Raw genomic sequence first — 17,678 nt, forward strand, 5'->3', positions numbered from 1 at the left:
GCGGGCGGTCCTTCAGAAGCGGAACGTGAAAAGGCCGCGCGCCGCGTAGGTCTCGGCGGCTTCCTCGATGAAACGGGCGATGCGTTCGGCCTGGTAGGTCTCGCGCATCGTGGCGGCGGCCTCGAGCAATTCTTCCTTGGACTTGGCGCGGCCTGGGCGCAGCAGTTCGTAGACCTGCATGATGAAATCCTGCGGCACCTCGACCAGCTCTGCCCCGCGCTCGAAGTTGAGGGCGAGAGTCGGCCGGCCGACATCGCGCGCCACGTCGGCCTGCGCCTGCAGCGCTTGCGGCGTGATGCGAAGGTCTTCCATCGTCACCTCGCCGGCAAGCACCGCATCCAGCGTTATCTCCGGAAGCGCCTTGCCGTGCTTGCCGGTCACGGCGCCAGGCTGGGTTTCGGCGAGCGGATAGTCGGCACGCGTAAGGGTCACTATTTCGCTCCCGTCAGGACGACGTCGACCTCTTCGGGAGCCGCGCCGGCCTCGGTCAGCCCGGTTTCGATGGCGTAGATGAGGGCGACGCGCGCATGGTGGCGCGACCCCATGGCCTCGCCTCGCTGCGGCACCACGATGGGCTCCGGCATTTCGCCCAGCGCATAGGCCGCCGCATTGGCACCGAGAGCGCGATAGTGCTCGAGCCTGGTGATCGGGGCATTGGAAAACAGTTCCAGATTGTTGTGCGGCTGGCGGTCACGCTGATGGATGACGGCCGTGCCCTTGGCCTGGATGCCGATGCCGATGCCGCTGCCGGCAAGCCGGGCGGCGGACAGGCCAAGGAAGGAAGTATCGGCCGTATGGCGGAAGCGGACGACGCGCGCCTTGAGCCCGCGCGCGCGGATCGCATCCAGCATGGCGCCAAGCACTTCGGACAGCCGATGTCCGGCCGTCGTCCGGTAGAGCTTCAAGCCGAAGGCCGGGCTGATGCCGATGACCAAATCGTCGGTCGCCGACCCGTTGGCTGCCGGCCCAAGGTTGCGATAGCGGATGTGCCTTGCCTCGTCCTTCTCGTGCAGGGCCTCCGAGCGCAGCACTTCTTTCTGATCCAGCACATCGCGGATGTCGTTGAGCTGCAGGCGCCGTTCTTCGGACACGCGATAGCCAGAGCCGGGGCCGAGATAGTCGTTCGGGTCGTTGACCGCGCTGACGATCCGCCCATTGCGGATCATGGCCGAGGTCTGGAGATAGTCGCCGGAAAGGCGCAGCTTCACCACGTTCAGGAGGTTCTCGGCCTCTTCTCGGAAACCGCGGTTGGCCAGCGCCTTGATCGCGTCGATCACGGTGATGCCGCGCTCCTTGATGGCCTCGCTGATGAAGCTCACGTCGCGCGGCATCAGGCTGCACGTGTCGTCGGAACCGGAGGCATAAACCACGCTGGTCTTCATGTCCTCGGTCGGTGTCGACAGGCCGAGCTCCTCGAACACCGCGGCGATCGCCGCCACCGCCCGCTCGCGCAACTCTATCGCGCGGGACTCGGGCAGCGGCGTCAACCCGCCATCGGCCTCGAAATCGCGCTGCAGCACCAGATAGTCTTCCAGTTCCTCGCCGTTGATCAGCGAAGGGTTGAACGAATTGTCGTATTTCAGGATCGATCCCATCCCGGAGCAGATCAGGTCTGAGCCGGCAATCAGGTAGGGAAGGATCTTGGCGCCGACACGAATTTCCGATTCGGTGGAGCGCGCATCATTGCCTGATGCGCATTCGAGATCGAGCCAGACGGCGATGAGGTTCTCAGCCATCAACTCGCGGACGCCGCCAGGTATGGTGGCGGTCAAGGGCGCGCCGTCAATGCCGCCATTTTGTGTGCCCTGCACTCCCATGCCGCGCTGCAGGCAGAGGCAGCGCGCCTCCAAGTAAAGCAGCGATTTTGCTTCATGGAAGCCCATCAGCAATTCGGAGCCGGCACCCGACGTACACCGCATCTTGACGCCGCGCGAGGCATAGGCAGCGGCGAGAAATGCTTTGGACCACGGCGTATCGTCGCCATCGGTGAACGATTTTTCGGTGCCGTAGACGGAAACGGTTTCGGCATAGGACGTGAAGCCGGCCATGGCGATGCGCAGCTCCTCCGCCTCCTCGCTGGAGCATTGGAACAGCGTTCCCCAGCGGCCGACGGCGCCGCCCACCGCACACGCCACCGCGTTGGACCAGGCGTTGCGCGACACGCGCATCGTAGTCTCGATCTCGTCGAAGCCCAAGGCGACGGCGGTCGCGGCATCTGCGGCGAGCTGCAGCGGGTCGTCCTTGGCGTTGGTGACATGCGCCTGGTTACCCGGTGTTTTGCGTGCCCGCATCTTTGAGTAGGCGAAGGCGATCTCCAACGCGTTGAGCTGCGACACGACCTCGGCGAGTTTGGCGGGTGTCATGCCATGCGCGAGCCGCACCAGTGTTTCGCGCGGCACGTTCATGTCGACCAGCCAGCGTGCGACGGTCGCCGAGTCCAGCGCCATCGCTTCAGACGCCACCTCCGGGTCGATGTGATGGCGGGCTATGAAGCGGTCGATCATGTCGTAGTCGTGCTCGAGCACTCCATCAAGGGATACGACGCGCCCGCCCTTGATGCCGATGCCGGGTTTGGGGTCGGCCGGGCTGGAGAAGGCGGAGAAGCCGTTGGTAGGGTCTTCCGCCGCGAACTTGTCCAGCCGCAACGGCCGCTCGTCCCAGTCGGCGAAGCGCTTCCAGCGGTTCAGTTTCGGCGTCATGCGTGCATTCCTCGACCCAACGGAAAGACTATTGAATGCCCGATCGTCACACAATGGCCTGCATCGAATCTCGCCGAAGGGCTTGCCCTGGCTGCCATCACCACCGGAACCTTGGAGATAGGCGCGGCGCTCACGGAAATGAGTAACCGCCGGGATTTCGAGACCTGCCTACGACCTAGTCAAGATGTCAGTGCTCGCAGACAACATGCGCGGCTGTTGTTCAACTTGAGTGAACTTGCCCGATTTTGAGTGACTTGCCCGCTCTTCAGTGCCCTTTTTGGTTCATTTTGGGAGGCGTGTCTATTGGCGCAGGGCATAGGGTGGCAGCGAGAACCTACGGAACGATACGGGAAGGTTTTCGATTCTGGCCCGCGAAAAAAACAATGAAATCAAACTTCCCGCGGCATCCTCCGGGCCTACCAAATTTTGAATATCAGTCACTTCCCATCTACTTGCTTCACAAGAAGACGTAGCTCTCTCAGCCAACATCATAGCGTTCCAATGAAACTGGTTGGGCCTCTGTCCGTAAGTTTTCCTTTTCTTCGAAACCACTGGACGCAGACCTAACTCAAGAATTCTGGCTCCGAAAGACTTCGCTGCGATGCGTGCGGTGATCGGCGGCAATGACGTTCGAATAGGCGGGTTTCGACCCTAAGGCGGTCTTCGAGGCGATAGGCGACCACGGTGTCCGGTTGAATTATTTTGTCCAAACCCGCTCCCGACGAGATGCCCATTGAGCTAACATCGAATGTCTGAGGGCGCTGCAAGATGCTGGGAGGAAAAGAAGACGTTCCCGAGAAGCGGCGGCTGGTAGCCATAATGGCTGCCGACATCGTCGGCTACTCGCGGCTCGTTGAAGCGGACGAGAAGGCGACGCTCGACGCCATCCGTTCGCTGCGCTCCGAGGTGATCAATCCCCAGATCGTCGCGCATGACGGTCGCATCGTCAAGTTGATGGGCGACGGGGCCATCGTGGAATTCGGCTCAGTCGTCGACGCAGTGGCTAGCGCGGTCGCTATCCAGATGGGGGTGCGCGCGCGGCAGCGTGACAAGCTTCCGGATCGCCGCCTCACCCTTCGCATCGGCGTAAATCTCGGCGACGTCGTTGTTGAAGGCGATGATCTGATGGGCGACGGCGTCAATGTCGCGGCGCGGCTGGAACAACTCTGTCCGCCGGGCGGCTTGCTTGTCGCGGCTGCCGCGTACGACCAGCTGCAAGGCAAGCTCGACGTTACCTTCGACGATGCGGGCGAGCAGCAGGTCAAGAACATCGCGCGACCGGTGCACGTCTACAGCGCCCGGATCGATGGCGTGGCGCACGCGCTGCCGCGCAAGTCGCGGCAGCGTCGCCGGCTCCTGCCGATCGGAGCGACGGCCGTGCTGGCACTTCTTCTGGCGGCCGGCGGAACGTGGTGGTTTTGGCCAACTCCACCGGCCGACACGAAGCCCTCGGTCGCGGTGCTTCCATTCAATAACTATGCGGGTGACGAGGCTACGGGTCGCCTCGCTGACGGGCTCACAGAGGACATCATCACTGATCTCGCGCGCTATCCGGACTTCGAAGTCGTCGCCCGCAATTCGACAGAAGTCTACAAGGGCAAGCCGATCGATATTCGCGAAGTCGCGAGTGCGCTTCATATCAACTATGTGCTGGAAGGCTCGATTCAACGCCAAAACGGCCGGGTGCGAATTACTGCGCAGCTGATCAATGCAACGAGCGCCAACCATCTTTGGTCGGATCATTGGGACCGCCCGGACGAGGACGTCTTCGCCGTCCAGACCGAAATCGCTCAAGAGGTTTCCAATCAGCTCGGCGGTGGCGTCGGATTGATCAATCGGGCGGCGCGAGATGCGGCGCGGCGCAAGCGTCCCGGCAATCTTACGGCATATGAGTTGTATTTGCTGGGTGGCGAAAAGGTTGAACAGGGAAATAGCGCAAGCCTGAAGGAGGCTATCCCGCTCCTTACCCGGGCAGTCGAGCTCGACCCAGGACTGGCTCGCGCTTGGGTCAGCCTCTTCTTCGCCTACAACGTCTTGGCATTCGCTGGCGTTGATCAGGAACGCAATTGGAAGCTGGCCGGAGAAGCCGCAGAGCACGCCGTCAGCACGGATCCTGGCGACGCAATGGCACATGTTGCGCTCGGATCGAGTTTCGGAATCCAGAACGATCTCATCCGCGCCAAGGCGGAATTCGACACCGCCTTGCGCCTGGCGCCAAGCTCGGCTGAGGTTTTGATTCAGTATTCTTTTTGGGCCGCCACGCTCGGGCAGCCGAAGCAAGGTGGCGAAATGGCCGACCGGGCGATCAGGCTCGATCCGAATTATTCAATGGCGGCGGCAGGCCGATTCTCATATGCCTATTTTGCTGCGGACCGCTACGAGGACGCATTGAGCGTACTTGATCGCGCGACGCTGGATAGCTACTCGCCCGACAATTGGGTTGTACGCCCGTCAGCGCTGGCTGCCCTCGGCCGAATCGAGGAGGCGAAGCGTTGGGTCAAAGAAGCGCTCTCGCGCTCCGCGGACCTGACGATTGAAGGCTGGGCCAACCAACCTGGATACAGTGACGCCGAACGCCAGCGTTTTATCAAGACTATGGCGCTCGCAGGCTTTCCTGCCTGCGCTAAGCCAGATGTGCTGGCGAAAATTGCCAATCCTCTGCGCTTGCCAGAGTGCGCGAACCGGAGCCCGGCAAAATAGAGGAGGAATGAATAATACCCTAAGCGGGGCGCGAAGTCCGCTACTGGCGCGAAGGAGGCATAGGAAGATCGCGATTTGAGCGCGGCGGTGGCGAAACCATACGGAACTATCGATGCCGGAGCTGCGGCCACGACCATCCGATCACCGCCGAGGGGTATGACGATCGATCGATGCCTCGTGCCCAGCGTGCGGGACCGTGTTCGGCAATCGCGGAAACTTGGTCCGATACGCGATGTGGCTGGCGCTCGACGAGTGGACCTATGGGGAGCCGCAGCGCTTCAGGAAAAAGGACCAATGAGCGCCGAGCACATATCCCCATATCACGTGACCGGGTAGCGCCGGCGCACCACCCAGCAACGCTTTGCCAAGGATCCGGTCGTGGCCGCCTTCCTGGCACGTGGAGAACGCGGCACAGGGACCGAGCCGGTCGTGGCTTGTCCGCCAAAGGCACCGGTGCTGATCGACGGCGCAGCCGAGAAGGTCGAAGAGAAGGCCAATGCGTGAACAGGATCATATCGCCATCGTCGATGCCATGGCCGAGCTCTCTCACCTTGAAAACCGCAGTGGCCGCGCTGAGCCTATGAGAGTCGCCATTGCGCAAATGTGCGCAGGGGCACTATTTATCGAAGCGCAAGCCGGCAAGCAGCGGGCCGACCAGGTCATTGGCGCGCTCTGGCGCTCACAGCTGCAAGGCGATCCGGTTCCGCAGCGTTTCCCGCGCCCACGGCGGCAGACATGACGATCGTCACCTCGAGCTTTTTCACGCAGCTCCCGCCGCAGTTCGCGCCGATCTCGATCGCCCGCTGGGCGCCGCATCGATGCCGCGGCATTCCGACGATGCGCGAGTTGTCACCAGGCGAGTGGTTCAGGAGCGTCGACGCCGACGAATACCGCCGGCGCTACCTCGAGCAGCTCGACCGGCTGGATCCTGCCGAGACGGTCAGGAAAATCGAAGCGCTGTCGGCCGGGAGGCCGGCGGCGCTGCTGTGCTGGGAACGACCGAGAGACGCGCAGTTCTGCCATCGCGCCTACGTTTCGGTATGGTTGCACGACACGCTCGGGATCGAGGTGCCAGAGCTCGGCCTGGCCGGCTGCGGGCACTACCATCCGAACCTGCCGCCGGCTCACCGATCTGGGCCGGAGGAGCCTACGCTTTGTCCCGAAATGTGTCCTGATCGGCAAGGACATCGGATGGGAGACGGGATCTCGGCGCAACCCCTTGGAAAACTTGGTGCCGCTTGCGTGACTCGAACACGCGACCCCATCATTACGAATGATGTGCTCTACCAACTGAGCTAAAGCGGCCCGGGAAGCGAAGCGCTTCCAGAATGGGCTGGGTGATAGACTCAACCGCTCGCTAATTCAAGATGGGCAGCGGCGAATTCCGGCTCAGAGCCCGGCAATTCCCCTTTACGGTTAGCGCGCGACGGACGCGGCTAAAGGTTATGGCCGAGCGCAAGCCGACCTATGAACGAAGGCCCGGCCGATGGATTGCGGCGGCGCCTGCGAGGAAAAATGTTGATTCTTCAACAAAAAATGCCGAAATGGCGTTGAACGCGGCAAGGCAGCCGCTCGCCCGTTGATTGATCGGTCGCCTGCGGCTAACGATCGGGCGACCGGGAGCGGACGCTGAGAGGGAGCTCGCTTGGACCCCATCGAGAAAGCTATCCGCAATGCCTTCGAGAAAGGCAATGCCGAGGACCGGGCGTTCCGAGAGAAGGTCTATCGATCGGCCTTTGCCGCGCTGGACCGTGTGTTGCAGGCCAATCCGAACGTCACGGTCGAGGCCGCCATCGGCCGCCGCAAGGCGGTGCAAGCCAAGATCACCGAGATCGAATCAGAGTTCCTACCGGCCGTCCCCGATGTGACGCTGCCGCCGGAAAACGTCGTGCCGGCCGGCAATGGCGCGCCGGGGCCCCGCGTCGAGGCGCCGGCCGTTTCGGCCGCGCCTTCGGTCGATGCGCCGCTGCCGCCGTCGCAATCAGCACGCTCACCCTCGATCACCGTCGACGGGCCGGTGCAGCCGGATGCCTCGGACCAGCCGCGTTCGCGCGTGCTGCCGCGCGTGCCCGACATCATGCCGGACGAAACCGCGCTCCCCAACGCGCCGTCACTCGACGATTCGCCGGGCGCTCCCGTCGGCAACGGCGCCGAGGTCACGCCCGATCGCGACGAGCGGCGGATCAGGGGCCGGCGCCTGCCGCTGACCGCGATCTTCGTCGTCGCCACACTGCTCGCCGCCGCCGGCATCGGTCTCTACTTCGCCAAGCAGACCGGTGTCTTCAAGACGGCGGCCGAGCTCAACACCGGCCCGCCCGAACCGACACCGACGCTGGACGATGAGGACTCCTCGGAGCCGGCCGACACCGGCTCGCCGCAGAAGCCGGGCGAGGCGGACCAGTCGAAGAACTGGATCAACGTCTTCTCGCCCGCCGACCCGACTCATGTCAGTGCGCCATCCGACGCCGGCGCCGAGGTGATGAAGGACGACACCGGCCAGTTCCTGCGCATCCGCTCGGGCGCTTCCGGTTCGGCCATTGCCTTCGATGTCGGCCAGGGCGTGCTGGAGAAGCTTGTCGGCAAGCACGCCATGTTCGACGTCGTCGCTCGCTCGGAAGAGGGCAAGGAGACGCAGATATCGGTCGATTGCAATTTCGGCGATCTCGGCGATTGCGGCCGGAAGCGCTACGCCGTCGGCCACGAGCGCAATGAATATCTGTTCGACGTGCAGTTCCCGGACAAGCATCCGGGCGCCGCCGGCACCATCGCCATCAACTCCGATTTCGACAAGCAGGGCAAGTCGGTCGACATCTACGAGATACGCGTTTCGATCGCGCAGTGACCCGTGCGCTCTACCTATCAACGCTGGCGCTGCACCCCACCCGGCGCTTCACGCCGACCTCCCCATCGAGGGGAGGTAGGATGTAGCGCCAACCCCTACCTCCCCTTGATGGGGAGGTCGCGCCGCAGGCGCGGGTGGGTGAAGCGCCGACGTCGGATTTTTAGCCCTTAGCCATCCAGCAAGGCCTGCAGCGTCTCGATGCGGTCGGCTTCCGCCGCCGGCTTGTCCCAGCGCAGTCGCGAGATGCGGGGAAAGCGCATCGCCACACCCGATTTATGCCGGGTCGAGCGGTTAAGGCCTTCGAACGCCACTTCCAGCACCAGCCCGTTGCGGCGGTCGGCGCGCACCGAGCGCACCGGTCCGAAACGCTCTATCGTGTTGTCGCGTACATATTTGTCGATCTCTCTCAGCTCCTCGTCGGTGAAGCCGAAATAGGCCTTGCCGACCGGCACCAGCTCTTCCGAGCCCTCGGGGCCGGACCACACACCGAACGTGTAGTCGGAATAGAAGCTGGAGCGCTTGCCGTGGCCACGCTGCGCATACATCAGCACCGCGTCGATGGTGTGCGGGTCGCGCTTCCATTTGAACCACGGGCCTTTCGGCCGGCCGGCAAGGTAGGGCGAATCCCAGCGCTTCAGCATCACCCCTTCGATGATCGGATGCGGCGGCGCCTGGCGCAGCCGCTCCAGCGTCTCCCAATCGGAAAACGCGACAAAGGGCGAGAGATCGAAGCGGCTGGGATCGAGCGTCCCGACGAAGGCTTCGAGGCGGTTGCGGCGCTCCGCGAAAGGCAGCGCGCGCAGATCCTCGCCGTCGATCTGCAGCGCGTCGTAGCAGCGCATGAAAGCCGGATAGCGCTGCTGGATCTTTGGCGACACGCTCTTGCGGTTCAGCCGCTGCTGCAGGTCGGAGAAGGTTCCGGTCGCCTCGCGCGGATCGCCGACCAAAAGCTCGCCGTCGAGCGCCGCTTCGAAAGTCATCGCCGCGGCAAGGTCCGGGAAGGCGCCGGACACGTCGTCGCCGGTGCGCGAATAGAGCCGGCGCACGCCGCCCTCGCACACCGCCTGCACCCGGATGCCGTCCCATTTCCATTCAGCCACATAGTCGGCCGGTTCGAGCTTTTCGAGGTCGTTGTCGTCGACGGCGTTGGAAAGCATCACCGGCCGGAACAGCGCGAGCGCTGCGCTCCTCGGCTTTTCCGCCCGGCCTTCCAGCCAGGCGAACAGTTCGGTGTAAGGCGGCGCCAGCCCGTGCCAGAGCTCCTCGATCTCGGCGACGTCGACCTTGCCAAGATCGGCCAGAGCCTGTTTGGCGAGCCGCGCCGACACGCCGATGCGCAGGCCGCCGGTCACCAGCTTGATGATGGCGAAGCGCGCCGAGATGCTGGCGTCGTCGAGCAGCCGCGCCAGCACCTTCGGTCCGTCGGAACGGCTGGCGGCCTGCAATTTGCCGACCACCTCGGCAAGCGTCGGCACCTGGTTGGGAATATGCCTTTGCGGCTGCGGCCAGACCAGCGACACCGTTTCGGCGAGGTCGCCGACATAGTCGTAGGAATAGCCGAACAGCACCGGATCCATGCGCTCGACCACCAGCGCGCGCAGCATCGCCGGCTTCACCGCCGCGATGTTGAGATCGCCCGTGATCGCCGCCAGCGCCAGCCCGCGGTCGGGATCCTCGACGCTGTGGAAATAGTCTCTAAGGAGCGTCAGCTTGCCGTTGCGCGACGGCGTCAGCACCAGACGGTCGAGGAGCTCGGCGAACCGGTTCATGGCTGGGTAGGCCTGGTCAGTAGCGAAAGCCTGCGCGAGGCCCCCCTCTCTGGCCTGCCGGCCATCTCCCCCTCAAGGGGGGAGATCAGATGTCGCCACGGCTTTCGCCAATCTCCACCGCCGCGGGAGATGCGCCGGCGCTGAAGCTGCCAATCTCCCCCCTTGAGGGGGAGATGCCCGGCAGGGCAGAGAGGGGGGCCGTAGAACTCGACGGTGGCGATTGGCGAACACGGTCCCATCAATCGCCCTCGTCCTCGTAGCCCACCAGATGCAGCGGCCTTGCCGCGATCCCCTCCAGCTCGCACCAACGCACCAGCGCTTCCTCGCGGCCATGCGTGACCCAGATTTCCGCAGCACCCGTTTCCTTGATCGTGATGATCAGCTCGTCCCAGTCGGCGTGGTCGGAAATGATCAGCGGCAGCTCGACGCCGCCTTGCTTGGCGCGCTGGCGGATGCGCATCCATCCCGAGGCGAAGCAGGAGATCGGGTCCGGGAAACGCCGCGCCCAGCGGTCGGCGAAGGCGGAAGGCGGCCCGACGACGATGGCGCCGGCGAAGTCGGCTTTGGTCCCGCTCTCCACCGTCCCTGGCTCGAGCCGGCCAAGATCGATCCCCTGGCTCTGATAATATTCGCTGAGCTTGGCCAGCGCGCCGTGGATGTAGATCGGCTTGTCGTAGCCGGCGTCGCGCAACAGCCGCATCACGCGCTGCGCCTTGCCGAGCGCGTAGGCGCCGATCAAATGCGAACGTTCGGGAAACTGCGCCGCCGATTTCAGCACCCTCGCGATCTCCTCATGATCCGGCGGATGCCGGAACACCGGCAGGCCAAAGGTCGCCTCGGTGATGAAGACGTCGCACCGGATGGGCTCGAACGGCAGGCAGGTGGCGTCCTTCTGACGCTTGTAGTCGCCGGAGGCGACGATGCGCATGCCTTTGTATTCGACGCAGATCTGCGCCGAGCCCAGCACATGCCCGGCCGGGTGGAAGGTCACGGCGACGCTGTTTATGTCGAGTGTTTCGCCTGGCACTGCCGCCTGCGTCTTTCCGGCGAAATCCTCGCCATAGCGCAGCCCCATGATGTCGAGCGTCTCTTGCGTGGCGAGCACCGAGCTATGGCCGGAGCGCGCATGGTCGGAATGGCCATGCGTGATCAGCGCCCGCTCCACGGGCCGCACCGGATCGATGAAGAAATCGCCGGGCGGGCAATAGAGGCCCTCCGGCCGGGATTTGAGCAGGTCGCTGGCGCGCATGGCTTTGAACATAGTGGCTAAATTTGCTGCGGGAAGCCCGTTGCAAGAGACTGCTGACTCATCTTAAAGCCAGCCGCCGGCGGCCCCCGCCGGCAGGAAATTTGCGCAATGAAACCGCTTCAGGCCTCGTCCGGTGATTTGAACGCCGACCGTCGCGCCGATTTCGCCGAGATGCTGCTCGCCTCGGGCGAGCCGGCGCAGGCGGCGGAGCTTCTGCTCGGCGCCCTGGAGCTCGCGCCGCAATGGGCCGCCGGCTGGTTTCGCCTCGGCGAGATGCAGGAGGCGGCCGGCCTGCCCGACCAGGCCGCGCAGGCCTGGGTGATGGCGCTGAAGCTCGACCCCGCGGATCGCCTTGGCGCCGCGCTCAAGCTTCAACTGATCGGCAAGGAGCCGGCGGCCCCGGCGCCTCCCAGCGCCTTTGTCGAGACCTTGTTCGATCACTACGCCGACAGTTTCGAGGACTCACTTGTCGGGAAGCTGGGCTATCGACTGCCGGACTTCCTCAGCCAGGCCATCCGCAAGGCAAGGCCCGGACGGTTCCGGCTGGCCATCGACCTCGGCTGCGGCACCGGCCTGATGGGCGAAAGGCTGCGCCCGTTCGTCGACCGGCTGGACGGCTACGACATCTCGGCCGCCATGCTGAGGAAAGCGAAAGCCAAAGGCATCTACGACCTGCTGGCCAAGGCCGATCTTCAGCGTTTTTCCCACACCGGCGGGCGGGCCGACCTTGTGGTCGCGGCCGACGTGTTCATCTATCTGGGCGCCCTCGAACGCATCGTCGGCGCGGTCGCAAATATGCTTGCCCAGAATGGAATATTCGCCTTCTCGCTCGAGACGCTTGCCGGCGGCGATTTCGCCCTGCGGCCGTCACGGCGCTACGCCCATTCCGAGGCCTATGCGCGGCGCGTGCTCTCCGCCAGCGGGCTTGCGGTCCTGTCTCTCGAAAGCATGGTTATCCGGCACGACCGGCGTGATCCGGTCGAGGGCCTGGCCATCGTGGCCGGCTTCCCCGCCGCATTTGCCGAGGTGAGCAATCCGGCATCCGCATGAGCCCGACCTTGCTGCGAAAAAGCCTGAATGGCATGGTCGGGGTGGCTCGGGGCAGACATCACGAGGAGAAATCCATGCGCTGGACCATGGTTGTGTTGGCGTCCTGCCTGACGATCGCCGGCTGTGTCGGCGGCACGTCGATGGCCGAGCGCCAGGACGAGGATGTCCAATCCTCGTTGCAATATGACGATGTGCCTTGCGATCAATTGCTGGCGCAGCGCAACCAGCTGGCGCAGCAGAACAATCTGCCGATCACGGCCAAGCCGGGCTTCTCCAATCCGGCGATGGGCTTTGGCCCGTTCACGCCGGATATGCGCTCCAAGGCGCAGCGCACCAGCAACAAGGCGAGCGGCGAGATCGACGCCATGAACCGCTCGATCGAGCGCCGCGACTGCGGCAAGCCGAAGAAGAAGGAGACGTTCGGGCGGCCTGCTTCGAAACCGGCTTCGCCGCCTCAATAACCCGCTTCGCGGTCGACCAGGTTTTCGAGCTTTTGGCCGCGCTCGAAGGCAGCCATCTGGCGCAGCATGATCGGCACCAGATGGGCCGGGTCCGACGTCGCCGCCGCGTGCGGCGTGACGAACACTTTCGGATGGCTCCACAGCGGGCTGGTCTTCGGCAGCGGCTCGACCTCGAACACGTCGAGGCTCGCTTCCTTCAGCGTGCCGTCGTCCAGCGCGCGCAATATGTCGGCGTCCTTCTGCAGCCGTCCGCGTCCGGCATTGATCAGCACCGAGCCGCCGAGGCCATTGCGCTTGCGCAACTCCTTCAGCACGCCGTAGTTGACGATGCCTTTCGTGTCCGGCGTCAGCGGCAAAAGCACGACGAGGATGTCGGTGGCGTTGAGGAACGGGATCAGCCCGGTCTCGCCGGAATAGGTCGAAACGCCCTTCATCGGCCGCTCGCTGCGTGACCAGCCGTTGACGGCAAAGCCGAGCGACAACAGCGCCGAGGCCGCGGCACGGCCAAGACTGCCAAGCCCCATGATGCCGACGGAGATGTCTCCGGCCACCCGCTGCGGCGGCTCGTGCCATATCTTCTTCTGCTGCTGGCCTCGGTAGAGCATGGCCTGGCGATGGTGGTCGAGCACCCGCCAAACGACATATTCGACCATGTGCTGAGTGAGATTGTCGGCGACGATCTTGACGATCGGCACGTCGGGCAGGCCGGGATCGGCAAAGACGTGGTCGACGCCGGCGCCGATCGAAAAGATGACGCGCAGATTGGGCAGCGACGACAAAAGGTTGGGCTTCTGCTTCCACACCACCGCATAGGTGATCGACGGATCGTCGGCGCCATTCGGCTCCAGCACGACCTCGCGCTCGGCCGAGAGCAACTCATGCCAGCGCTGTGGGTGGATGCCGGTGAGAGCAAGCAGGATTTTGCCTTTTTCCATTCGCGGATTTTTCTTCCCTGTTTTGTCGGTCCCGAAACAATTCCGGGAAAAGTGTAGCGGTTTTCCGTCGGGAATTGCGCGAAATAGATAACTATTCGCTGACCACGCCGGTCGGCGCCGTCTCGATCTTGAAGGCCGCCGCCATCAGCGCCCGCGTGTAGTCGGTCTGAGGGCTGCTGAAGATCTGTTCGGAAGGTCCCGCTTCGACGACCTTGCCATTGCGCATGACGATGACGTCATTGGCAAGGGCGCGCACGACCTTGAGGTCGTGGCTGATGAAGAGATAGGCGAGATTGTGCTTGGCCTGCAGGTTGCGCAAAAGATCGACCACCTGCGCCTGCACGCTCATGTCGAGCGCCGAGGTCGGCTCGTCGAGCATGACGAAGCGCGGATTGAGCACCATGGCGCGCGCGATCGCCACGCGCTGGCGCTGGCCGCCGGAGAACTCGTGCGGGTAGCGATGGCGCGTTTCGGGATCGAGGCCGACCTCCTTCAGCACGGCGACCACCTTGTCGTCGCGCTGGTCGGGTGAGAGCTTCGGCTCGTGGATCTTCAAGCCTTCCTCGATGATCTCCGAGACCGACAGGCGTGGGCTGAGCGACCCGAACGGGTCCTGGAAAACGATCTGCAATTCGCGCCTGAGCGGCCGCATGGCGCTAAAGGAAAGCTGGTTGATGTCGCGGCCGTTGAAATTGACCGTCCCCGTCGAGGAGATCATGCGAGCCAGCGCCAGGCCGAGCGTGGTCTTGCCGGATCCGGACTCGCCGACGACGCCGAGCGTCTGGCCGGCCCGCACCGTGACGTCGATGCCGTCCACGGCCTTCACATGGTCGACGGTCTTGCGGAAGAAGCCCCTTTTGATCGGGAACCAGACCTTGATGTCCTTGCCCGTCATGACGGATTTGGCGCCCGGATCGGCTGCCGGCGGCTTGCCTTTCGGCTCGGCCGCAAGCAGATGCTTGGTGTAGGCATGCTGCGGATTGGCGAAGATTTCCCTGGTCGGACCGCTCTCGACGATCTTGCCCTTGGTCATCACGCAGACACGGTCGGCGATCTTCCTGACGATGCCGAGGTCGTGGGTGATGAACAGCATCGACATGCCCTTGCGGCTTTTCAACTCCGCGAGCAGTTGAAGGATCTGCGCCTGCACGGTGACGTCGAGCGCCGTCGTCGGCTCGTCGGCGATCAAAAGCTCCGGCTCGTTGGCGAGCGCCATGGCGATCATCACGCGCTGGCGCTGGCCGCCGGAGAGCTGGTGCGGATAGGCGTCGAGACGTTTTTCCGGCTCACGGATGCCGACCTCGTTGAGCAGCTCCAGCGTGCGCGCGCGGGCCGGCGCGTCGCGCATGCCTTGATGCAGCTGCAGCACCTCGACGATCTGCTGCTCGACCGTGTGCAGCGGGTTGAGCGAGGTCATTGGCTCCTGGAAGATCATGGTGATCTTGTTGCCGCGCACCCCGCGCAGCGCCTTCTCGTTCATTGCGAGCAGGTCTTTGCCACTGAACAGGATCTTGCCCGAGGGATGGCTGGCGGCGGGATAGGGCAGAAGCTTCAGCACCGACAGCGCCGATACCGATTTGCCCGAGCCGGATTCGCCGACCAGGGCAACCGTCTCGCCCTTGTCAATGTCGAACGAGATATGGTCGACGGCGATGGACTGCTTGCCGCCCTGCGCAAAGGCGACGCTCAGATCCTGGACGGACAGCAGGGCTTCGCTCATTTGAACGTCTTGCGCGGATCGAAGGCGTCGCGCGTCGCCTCGCCGATGAAGACCAGCAGGGACAGCATCAGCGAGATGACGATGAAGCCGGAAATGCCGAGCCAGGGGGCGTTGAGGTTGCGCTGCGCCTGTTTCAGCAACTCGCCGAGCGAGGCCGAGCCGGGCGGCAGGCCGAAGCCGAGATAGTCGAGCGAGGTCAGCGTCGAGATCGAGCCTGAGAGCAGGAAGGGCAGGAAGGTCAGCGTCGCCACCATGGCGTTCGGCAACAGGTGCCGGAACATGATGGTAAGGTTTGGCACGCCGAGCGCGCGCGCCGCGTTGACATATTCGAAGTTGCGGGCGCGCAGGAATTCGGCCCGCACCACGCCAACCAGGGCAACCCACGAGAACAGCAGCATCAGGCCGAGCAGGATGAAGAAGCCGGGCGGCAGGATGGCCGAGACGATAAGCAGTAGGTAGAGCACCGGGATCGCCGACCAGATCTCGATGAAACGCTGGAAGAGAAGGTCGGTCCAGCCGCCGAAATAGCCTTGCACCGCGCCGGCCGCGACGCCGATCAGCGATGAGCCGAGCGTCAGGATCAGCCCGAACAGAACCGAGATGCGGAAGCCGTAAAGCACGCGCGCCAGCACGTCGCGGGCTTGGTCGTCGGTGCCCAGCCAGTTCCAGTTGCCGACGGTGCAGTTCTCGTCGGCCTCGCCCTTCGGATACTGGCTGCAGCGCGTCTTCTTGTCGTAAAGCCAGGATGGTTTCGCCGGCGCCGGTTCCGGAATGGCGTTGTTGACCGTCTGATAGGAGTAACGGACCGGCGGCCAGATCATCCAGCCATTGGAATTGATCTCGTCCTGGATCACCGGATCGCGATAGTCGGTGACGGCATAGAAACCGCCGAACTTCTCCTCCGGATAGGCGACCAGGACCGGAAACAGGATCTCGCCCTTGTAGGAGGCGATGATCGGCTTGTCGTTGGCGATCAGTTCAGAAAACAGCGACAGCACGAACAGGAGAAGGAAAATCCAGAGCGACCAGTAGCCGCGCCTGTTGGCCTTGAAGTTCTGCAACCGCCGCTGGTTGAGCGGCGACAGGAATGGCCTGCGAGGCCTGGCCGGCGCGCTTTCGATTGCGGCCTCGGCCATCAGATGTCTCTCCGCTCGAAGTCGATGCGCGGATCGACCCAGGTGTAGATCAGGTCGGACAACAGGCCGACGAACAGGCCAAGCAGGGAGAAGATGTAGAGGGTGGCGAACACCACCGGATAGTCACGGTCGATCACCGATTTGAAGCCGAGCAGGCCGAGGCCGTCGAGCGAGAAGATGTTCTCGATCAGCAGCGAGCCGGTGAAGAAGGCCGAGATGAAGGCGCCGGGAAAGCCGGCGATGACGATCAGCATGGCGTTTCGGAAGACGTGGCCATAGAGCACCTTGCCCTCCGACAGGCCCTTGGCGCGCGCCGTCACGACATATTGCTTGCGGATCTCCTCCAGGAAGGAGTTCTTGGTGAGCAGGGTGGTCGTTGCGAAAGCCGACAGCACCAGCGCCGTCAGAGGCAGCGTCATGTGCCAGAAATAGTCGGCGATCTTGGCGGGCCAGGAGAGTTGATCCCAATTGTCCGACACGATGCCGCGCAGCGGGAACCAGTCCCAGAACGAACCGCCGGCGAACAGCACCATCAAAAGGATGCCGAACAGGAAGCCGGGAATGGCATAGCCGACGATGACGACGCCGCTGGTCCAGACGTCGAAGGTCGAGCCGTCCTTCACTGCCTTGCGGATGCCGAGCGGGATCGAGATCAGATAGGATAAAAGTGTGATCCACAGGCCGATCGAGATGGAGACCGGCATCTTCTCCAGGATCAGGTTCAGCACCGAGATATCGCGGAAATAGCTGTCGCCGAAATCGAAGCGGATATAGTTCCACAGCATCATGCCGAAGCGCTCGAGCGGCGGCTTGTCGAAGCCGAACTGCTTTTCGAGCTTCTTGATGAATTCGGGGTCGAGCCCCTGCGCGCCGCGATATTTCGAGCCGACATCGCCGGCAGCGTCGAAATTGGTGCCGCCCGCGTCGCCGCCACCGCCGCCGAGGCGGTCGTTGCCGCCCTGGTTGGTCAGCCGGGCAATTACCTGCTCGACCGGGCCGCCCGGCGCGAACTGGATGACCGCGAAGGAGATCGCCATGATGCCGAACAGCGTCGGGATCATGAGAAGAATGCGGCGCAGTATATAGGCGCCCATCAGGCGTCCGGCTCCGCGCAAAC

At 63.8% G+C, this 17,678-nt stretch carries 15 protein-coding genes and 1 tRNA gene; 6 read left to right on the top strand and 10 right to left on the bottom strand.

Features of this window, described 5'->3' with window-relative positions; all coding sequences use genetic code 11:
- Positions 1 to 12: 12 nt before the first annotated feature.
- Entirely contained in the window at positions 13 to 432 is a 420-nt protein-coding gene (locus CK230_RS22105) for a diol dehydratase small subunit (RefSeq protein WP_095819267.1), read from the bottom strand.
- Positions 432 to 2,699: a propanediol/glycerol family dehydratase large subunit gene (locus tag CK230_RS22110; RefSeq protein WP_095819268.1), complete on the bottom strand. Its 2,268-nt coding sequence runs from the start codon at positions 2,697 to 2,699 to the stop codon at positions 432 to 434. The genes CK230_RS22105 and CK230_RS22110 overlap by 1 nt, the downstream gene beginning before the upstream one ends.
- 768 nt (positions 2,700 to 3,467) lie before the next feature.
- On the opposite strand from CK230_RS22110, the gene CK230_RS22115 reads away from it, so the two are divergent.
- From CK230_RS22115 to CK230_RS22120, 3 genes are all read left to right on the top strand, one after another.
- Positions 3,468 to 5,399 carry an adenylate/guanylate cyclase domain-containing protein gene (locus tag CK230_RS22115; protein ID WP_095819269.1) on the top strand — a complete coding sequence of 644 codons (1,932 nt, stop codon included), beginning with the start codon at positions 3,468 to 3,470 and terminating at the stop codon, positions 5,397 to 5,399.
- A gap of 378 nt (positions 5,400 to 5,777) precedes the next feature.
- Complete coding sequence (locus CK230_RS34030; protein WP_280952559.1) at positions 5,778 to 5,903, top strand: hypothetical protein; 126 nt, start codon at positions 5,778 to 5,780, stop codon at positions 5,901 to 5,903.
- Positions 5,896 to 6,138 (top strand): hypothetical protein, encoded by a 243-nt coding sequence (locus tag CK230_RS22120; protein ID WP_095819270.1) that lies wholly within the window; start codon positions 5,896 to 5,898, stop codon positions 6,136 to 6,138. The genes CK230_RS34030 and CK230_RS22120 overlap by 8 nt, the downstream gene beginning before the upstream one ends.
- A gap of 110 nt (positions 6,139 to 6,248) precedes the next feature.
- On the opposite strand, the gene CK230_RS22125 is transcribed toward CK230_RS22120, so the two are convergent.
- Both CK230_RS22125 and CK230_RS22130 read right to left on the bottom strand, forming a co-directional pair.
- Positions 6,249 to 6,506, bottom strand: coding sequence for a hypothetical protein (locus tag CK230_RS22125; protein ID WP_141246073.1), 258 nt, complete (start codon positions 6,504 to 6,506; stop codon positions 6,249 to 6,251).
- Between the two features lie 122 nt (positions 6,507 to 6,628).
- A tRNA-Thr gene (locus CK230_RS22130) sits at positions 6,629 to 6,704 on the bottom strand.
- Positions 6,705 to 7,044: 340 nt separating this feature from the next.
- On the opposite strand from CK230_RS22130, the gene CK230_RS22135 reads away from it, so the two are divergent.
- Positions 7,045 to 8,241 (top strand): hypothetical protein, encoded by a 1,197-nt coding sequence (locus tag CK230_RS22135; RefSeq protein WP_095819272.1) that lies wholly within the window; start codon positions 7,045 to 7,047, stop codon positions 8,239 to 8,241.
- Between the two features lie 167 nt (positions 8,242 to 8,408).
- On the opposite strand, the gene CK230_RS22140 is transcribed toward CK230_RS22135, so the two are convergent.
- Both CK230_RS22140 and CK230_RS22150 read right to left on the bottom strand, forming a co-directional pair.
- Positions 8,409 to 10,010: a cisplatin damage response ATP-dependent DNA ligase gene (locus CK230_RS22140; RefSeq protein ID WP_095819273.1), complete on the bottom strand. Its 1,602-nt coding sequence runs from the start codon at positions 10,008 to 10,010 to the stop codon at positions 8,409 to 8,411.
- A 238-nt stretch (positions 10,011 to 10,248) separates the two neighbouring features.
- Positions 10,249 to 11,259, bottom strand: a complete 1,011-nt coding sequence (locus tag CK230_RS22150; RefSeq protein ID WP_095819372.1) for a ligase-associated DNA damage response exonuclease — start codon at positions 11,257 to 11,259, stop codon at positions 10,249 to 10,251.
- A 108-nt stretch (positions 11,260 to 11,367) separates the two neighbouring features.
- On the opposite strand from CK230_RS22150, the gene CK230_RS22155 reads away from it, so the two are divergent.
- Positions 11,368 to 12,309 carry a methyltransferase domain-containing protein gene (locus tag CK230_RS22155; RefSeq protein WP_095819274.1) on the top strand — a complete coding sequence of 314 codons (942 nt, stop codon included), beginning with the start codon at positions 11,368 to 11,370 and terminating at the stop codon, positions 12,307 to 12,309.
- A 74-nt stretch (positions 12,310 to 12,383) separates the two neighbouring features.
- On the top strand, positions 12,384 to 12,770 hold the full coding sequence (locus CK230_RS22160) for a hypothetical protein (RefSeq protein ID WP_095819373.1): 387 nt from the start codon (positions 12,384 to 12,386) through the stop codon (positions 12,768 to 12,770).
- Here CK230_RS22160 and CK230_RS22165 read toward each other — a convergent pair.
- The 4 genes from CK230_RS22165 to CK230_RS22180 form a co-directional block, all read right to left on the bottom strand.
- Positions 12,764 to 13,705 carry a glyoxylate/hydroxypyruvate reductase A gene (locus CK230_RS22165; protein WP_095819275.1) on the bottom strand — a complete coding sequence of 314 codons (942 nt, stop codon included), beginning with the start codon at positions 13,703 to 13,705 and terminating at the stop codon, positions 12,764 to 12,766. The genes CK230_RS22160 and CK230_RS22165 overlap by 7 nt on opposite strands.
- Before the next feature lie 91 nt (positions 13,706 to 13,796).
- On the bottom strand, positions 13,797 to 15,425 hold the full coding sequence (locus CK230_RS22170) for an ABC transporter ATP-binding protein (protein WP_095819276.1): 1,629 nt from the start codon (positions 15,423 to 15,425) through the stop codon (positions 13,797 to 13,799).
- Positions 15,422 to 16,561: an ABC transporter permease gene (locus CK230_RS22175; protein WP_095819277.1), complete on the bottom strand. Its 1,140-nt coding sequence runs from the start codon at positions 16,559 to 16,561 to the stop codon at positions 15,422 to 15,424. Before CK230_RS22175 ends, CK230_RS22170 begins: the two co-directional genes overlap by 4 nt.
- A complete protein-coding gene (locus CK230_RS22180; protein ID WP_095819278.1) occupies positions 16,561 to 17,655 on the bottom strand; it encodes a microcin C ABC transporter permease YejB in 1,095 nt (364 codons plus the stop codon). Before CK230_RS22180 ends, CK230_RS22175 begins: the two co-directional genes overlap by 1 nt.
- Positions 17,656 to 17,678: the final 23 nt, after the last annotated feature.

This window comes from Mesorhizobium sp. WSM3859 (assembly GCF_002295065.1).
Classification (GTDB): domain Bacteria; phylum Pseudomonadota; class Alphaproteobacteria; order Rhizobiales; family Rhizobiaceae; genus Mesorhizobium.

What these genes read in the sequence shown, in the direction of transcription:
- CK230_RS22170 (WP_095819276.1), bottom strand. Translation starts at nt 15,425, where the DNA reads ATGAGCGAAGCCCTGCTGTCCGTCCAGGATCTGAGCGTCGCCTTTGCG.
- CK230_RS22110 (WP_095819268.1), bottom strand. Translation starts at nt 2,699, where the DNA reads ATGACGCCGAAACTGAACCGCTGGAAGCGCTTCGCCGACTGGGACGAG.
- CK230_RS22160 (WP_095819373.1), top strand. Translation starts at nt 12,384, where the DNA reads ATGCGCTGGACCATGGTTGTGTTGGCGTCCTGCCTGACGATCGCCGGC.
- CK230_RS22180 (WP_095819278.1), bottom strand. Translation starts at nt 17,655, where the DNA reads ATGGGCGCCTATATACTGCGCCGCATTCTTCTCATGATCCCGACGCTG.
- CK230_RS22155 (WP_095819274.1), top strand. Translation starts at nt 11,368, where the DNA reads ATGAAACCGCTTCAGGCCTCGTCCGGTGATTTGAACGCCGACCGTCGC.
- CK230_RS22115 (WP_095819269.1), top strand. Translation starts at nt 3,468, where the DNA reads ATGCTGGGAGGAAAAGAAGACGTTCCCGAGAAGCGGCGGCTGGTAGCC.
- CK230_RS22140 (WP_095819273.1), bottom strand. Translation starts at nt 10,010, where the DNA reads ATGAACCGGTTCGCCGAGCTCCTCGACCGTCTGGTGCTGACGCCGTCG.
- CK230_RS22175 (WP_095819277.1), bottom strand. Translation starts at nt 16,561, where the DNA reads ATGGCCGAGGCCGCAATCGAAAGCGCGCCGGCCAGGCCTCGCAGGCCA.
- CK230_RS22165 (WP_095819275.1), bottom strand. Translation starts at nt 13,705, where the DNA reads ATGGAAAAAGGCAAAATCCTGCTTGCTCTCACCGGCATCCACCCACAG.
- CK230_RS22120 (WP_095819270.1), top strand. Translation starts at nt 5,896, where the DNA reads ATGCGTGAACAGGATCATATCGCCATCGTCGATGCCATGGCCGAGCTC.
- CK230_RS22150 (WP_095819372.1), bottom strand. Translation starts at nt 11,259, where the DNA reads ATGCGCGCCAGCGACCTGCTCAAATCCCGGCCGGAGGGCCTCTATTGC.
- CK230_RS22125 (WP_141246073.1), bottom strand. Translation starts at nt 6,506, where the DNA reads ATGGTAGTGCCCGCAGCCGGCCAGGCCGAGCTCTGGCACCTCGATCCC.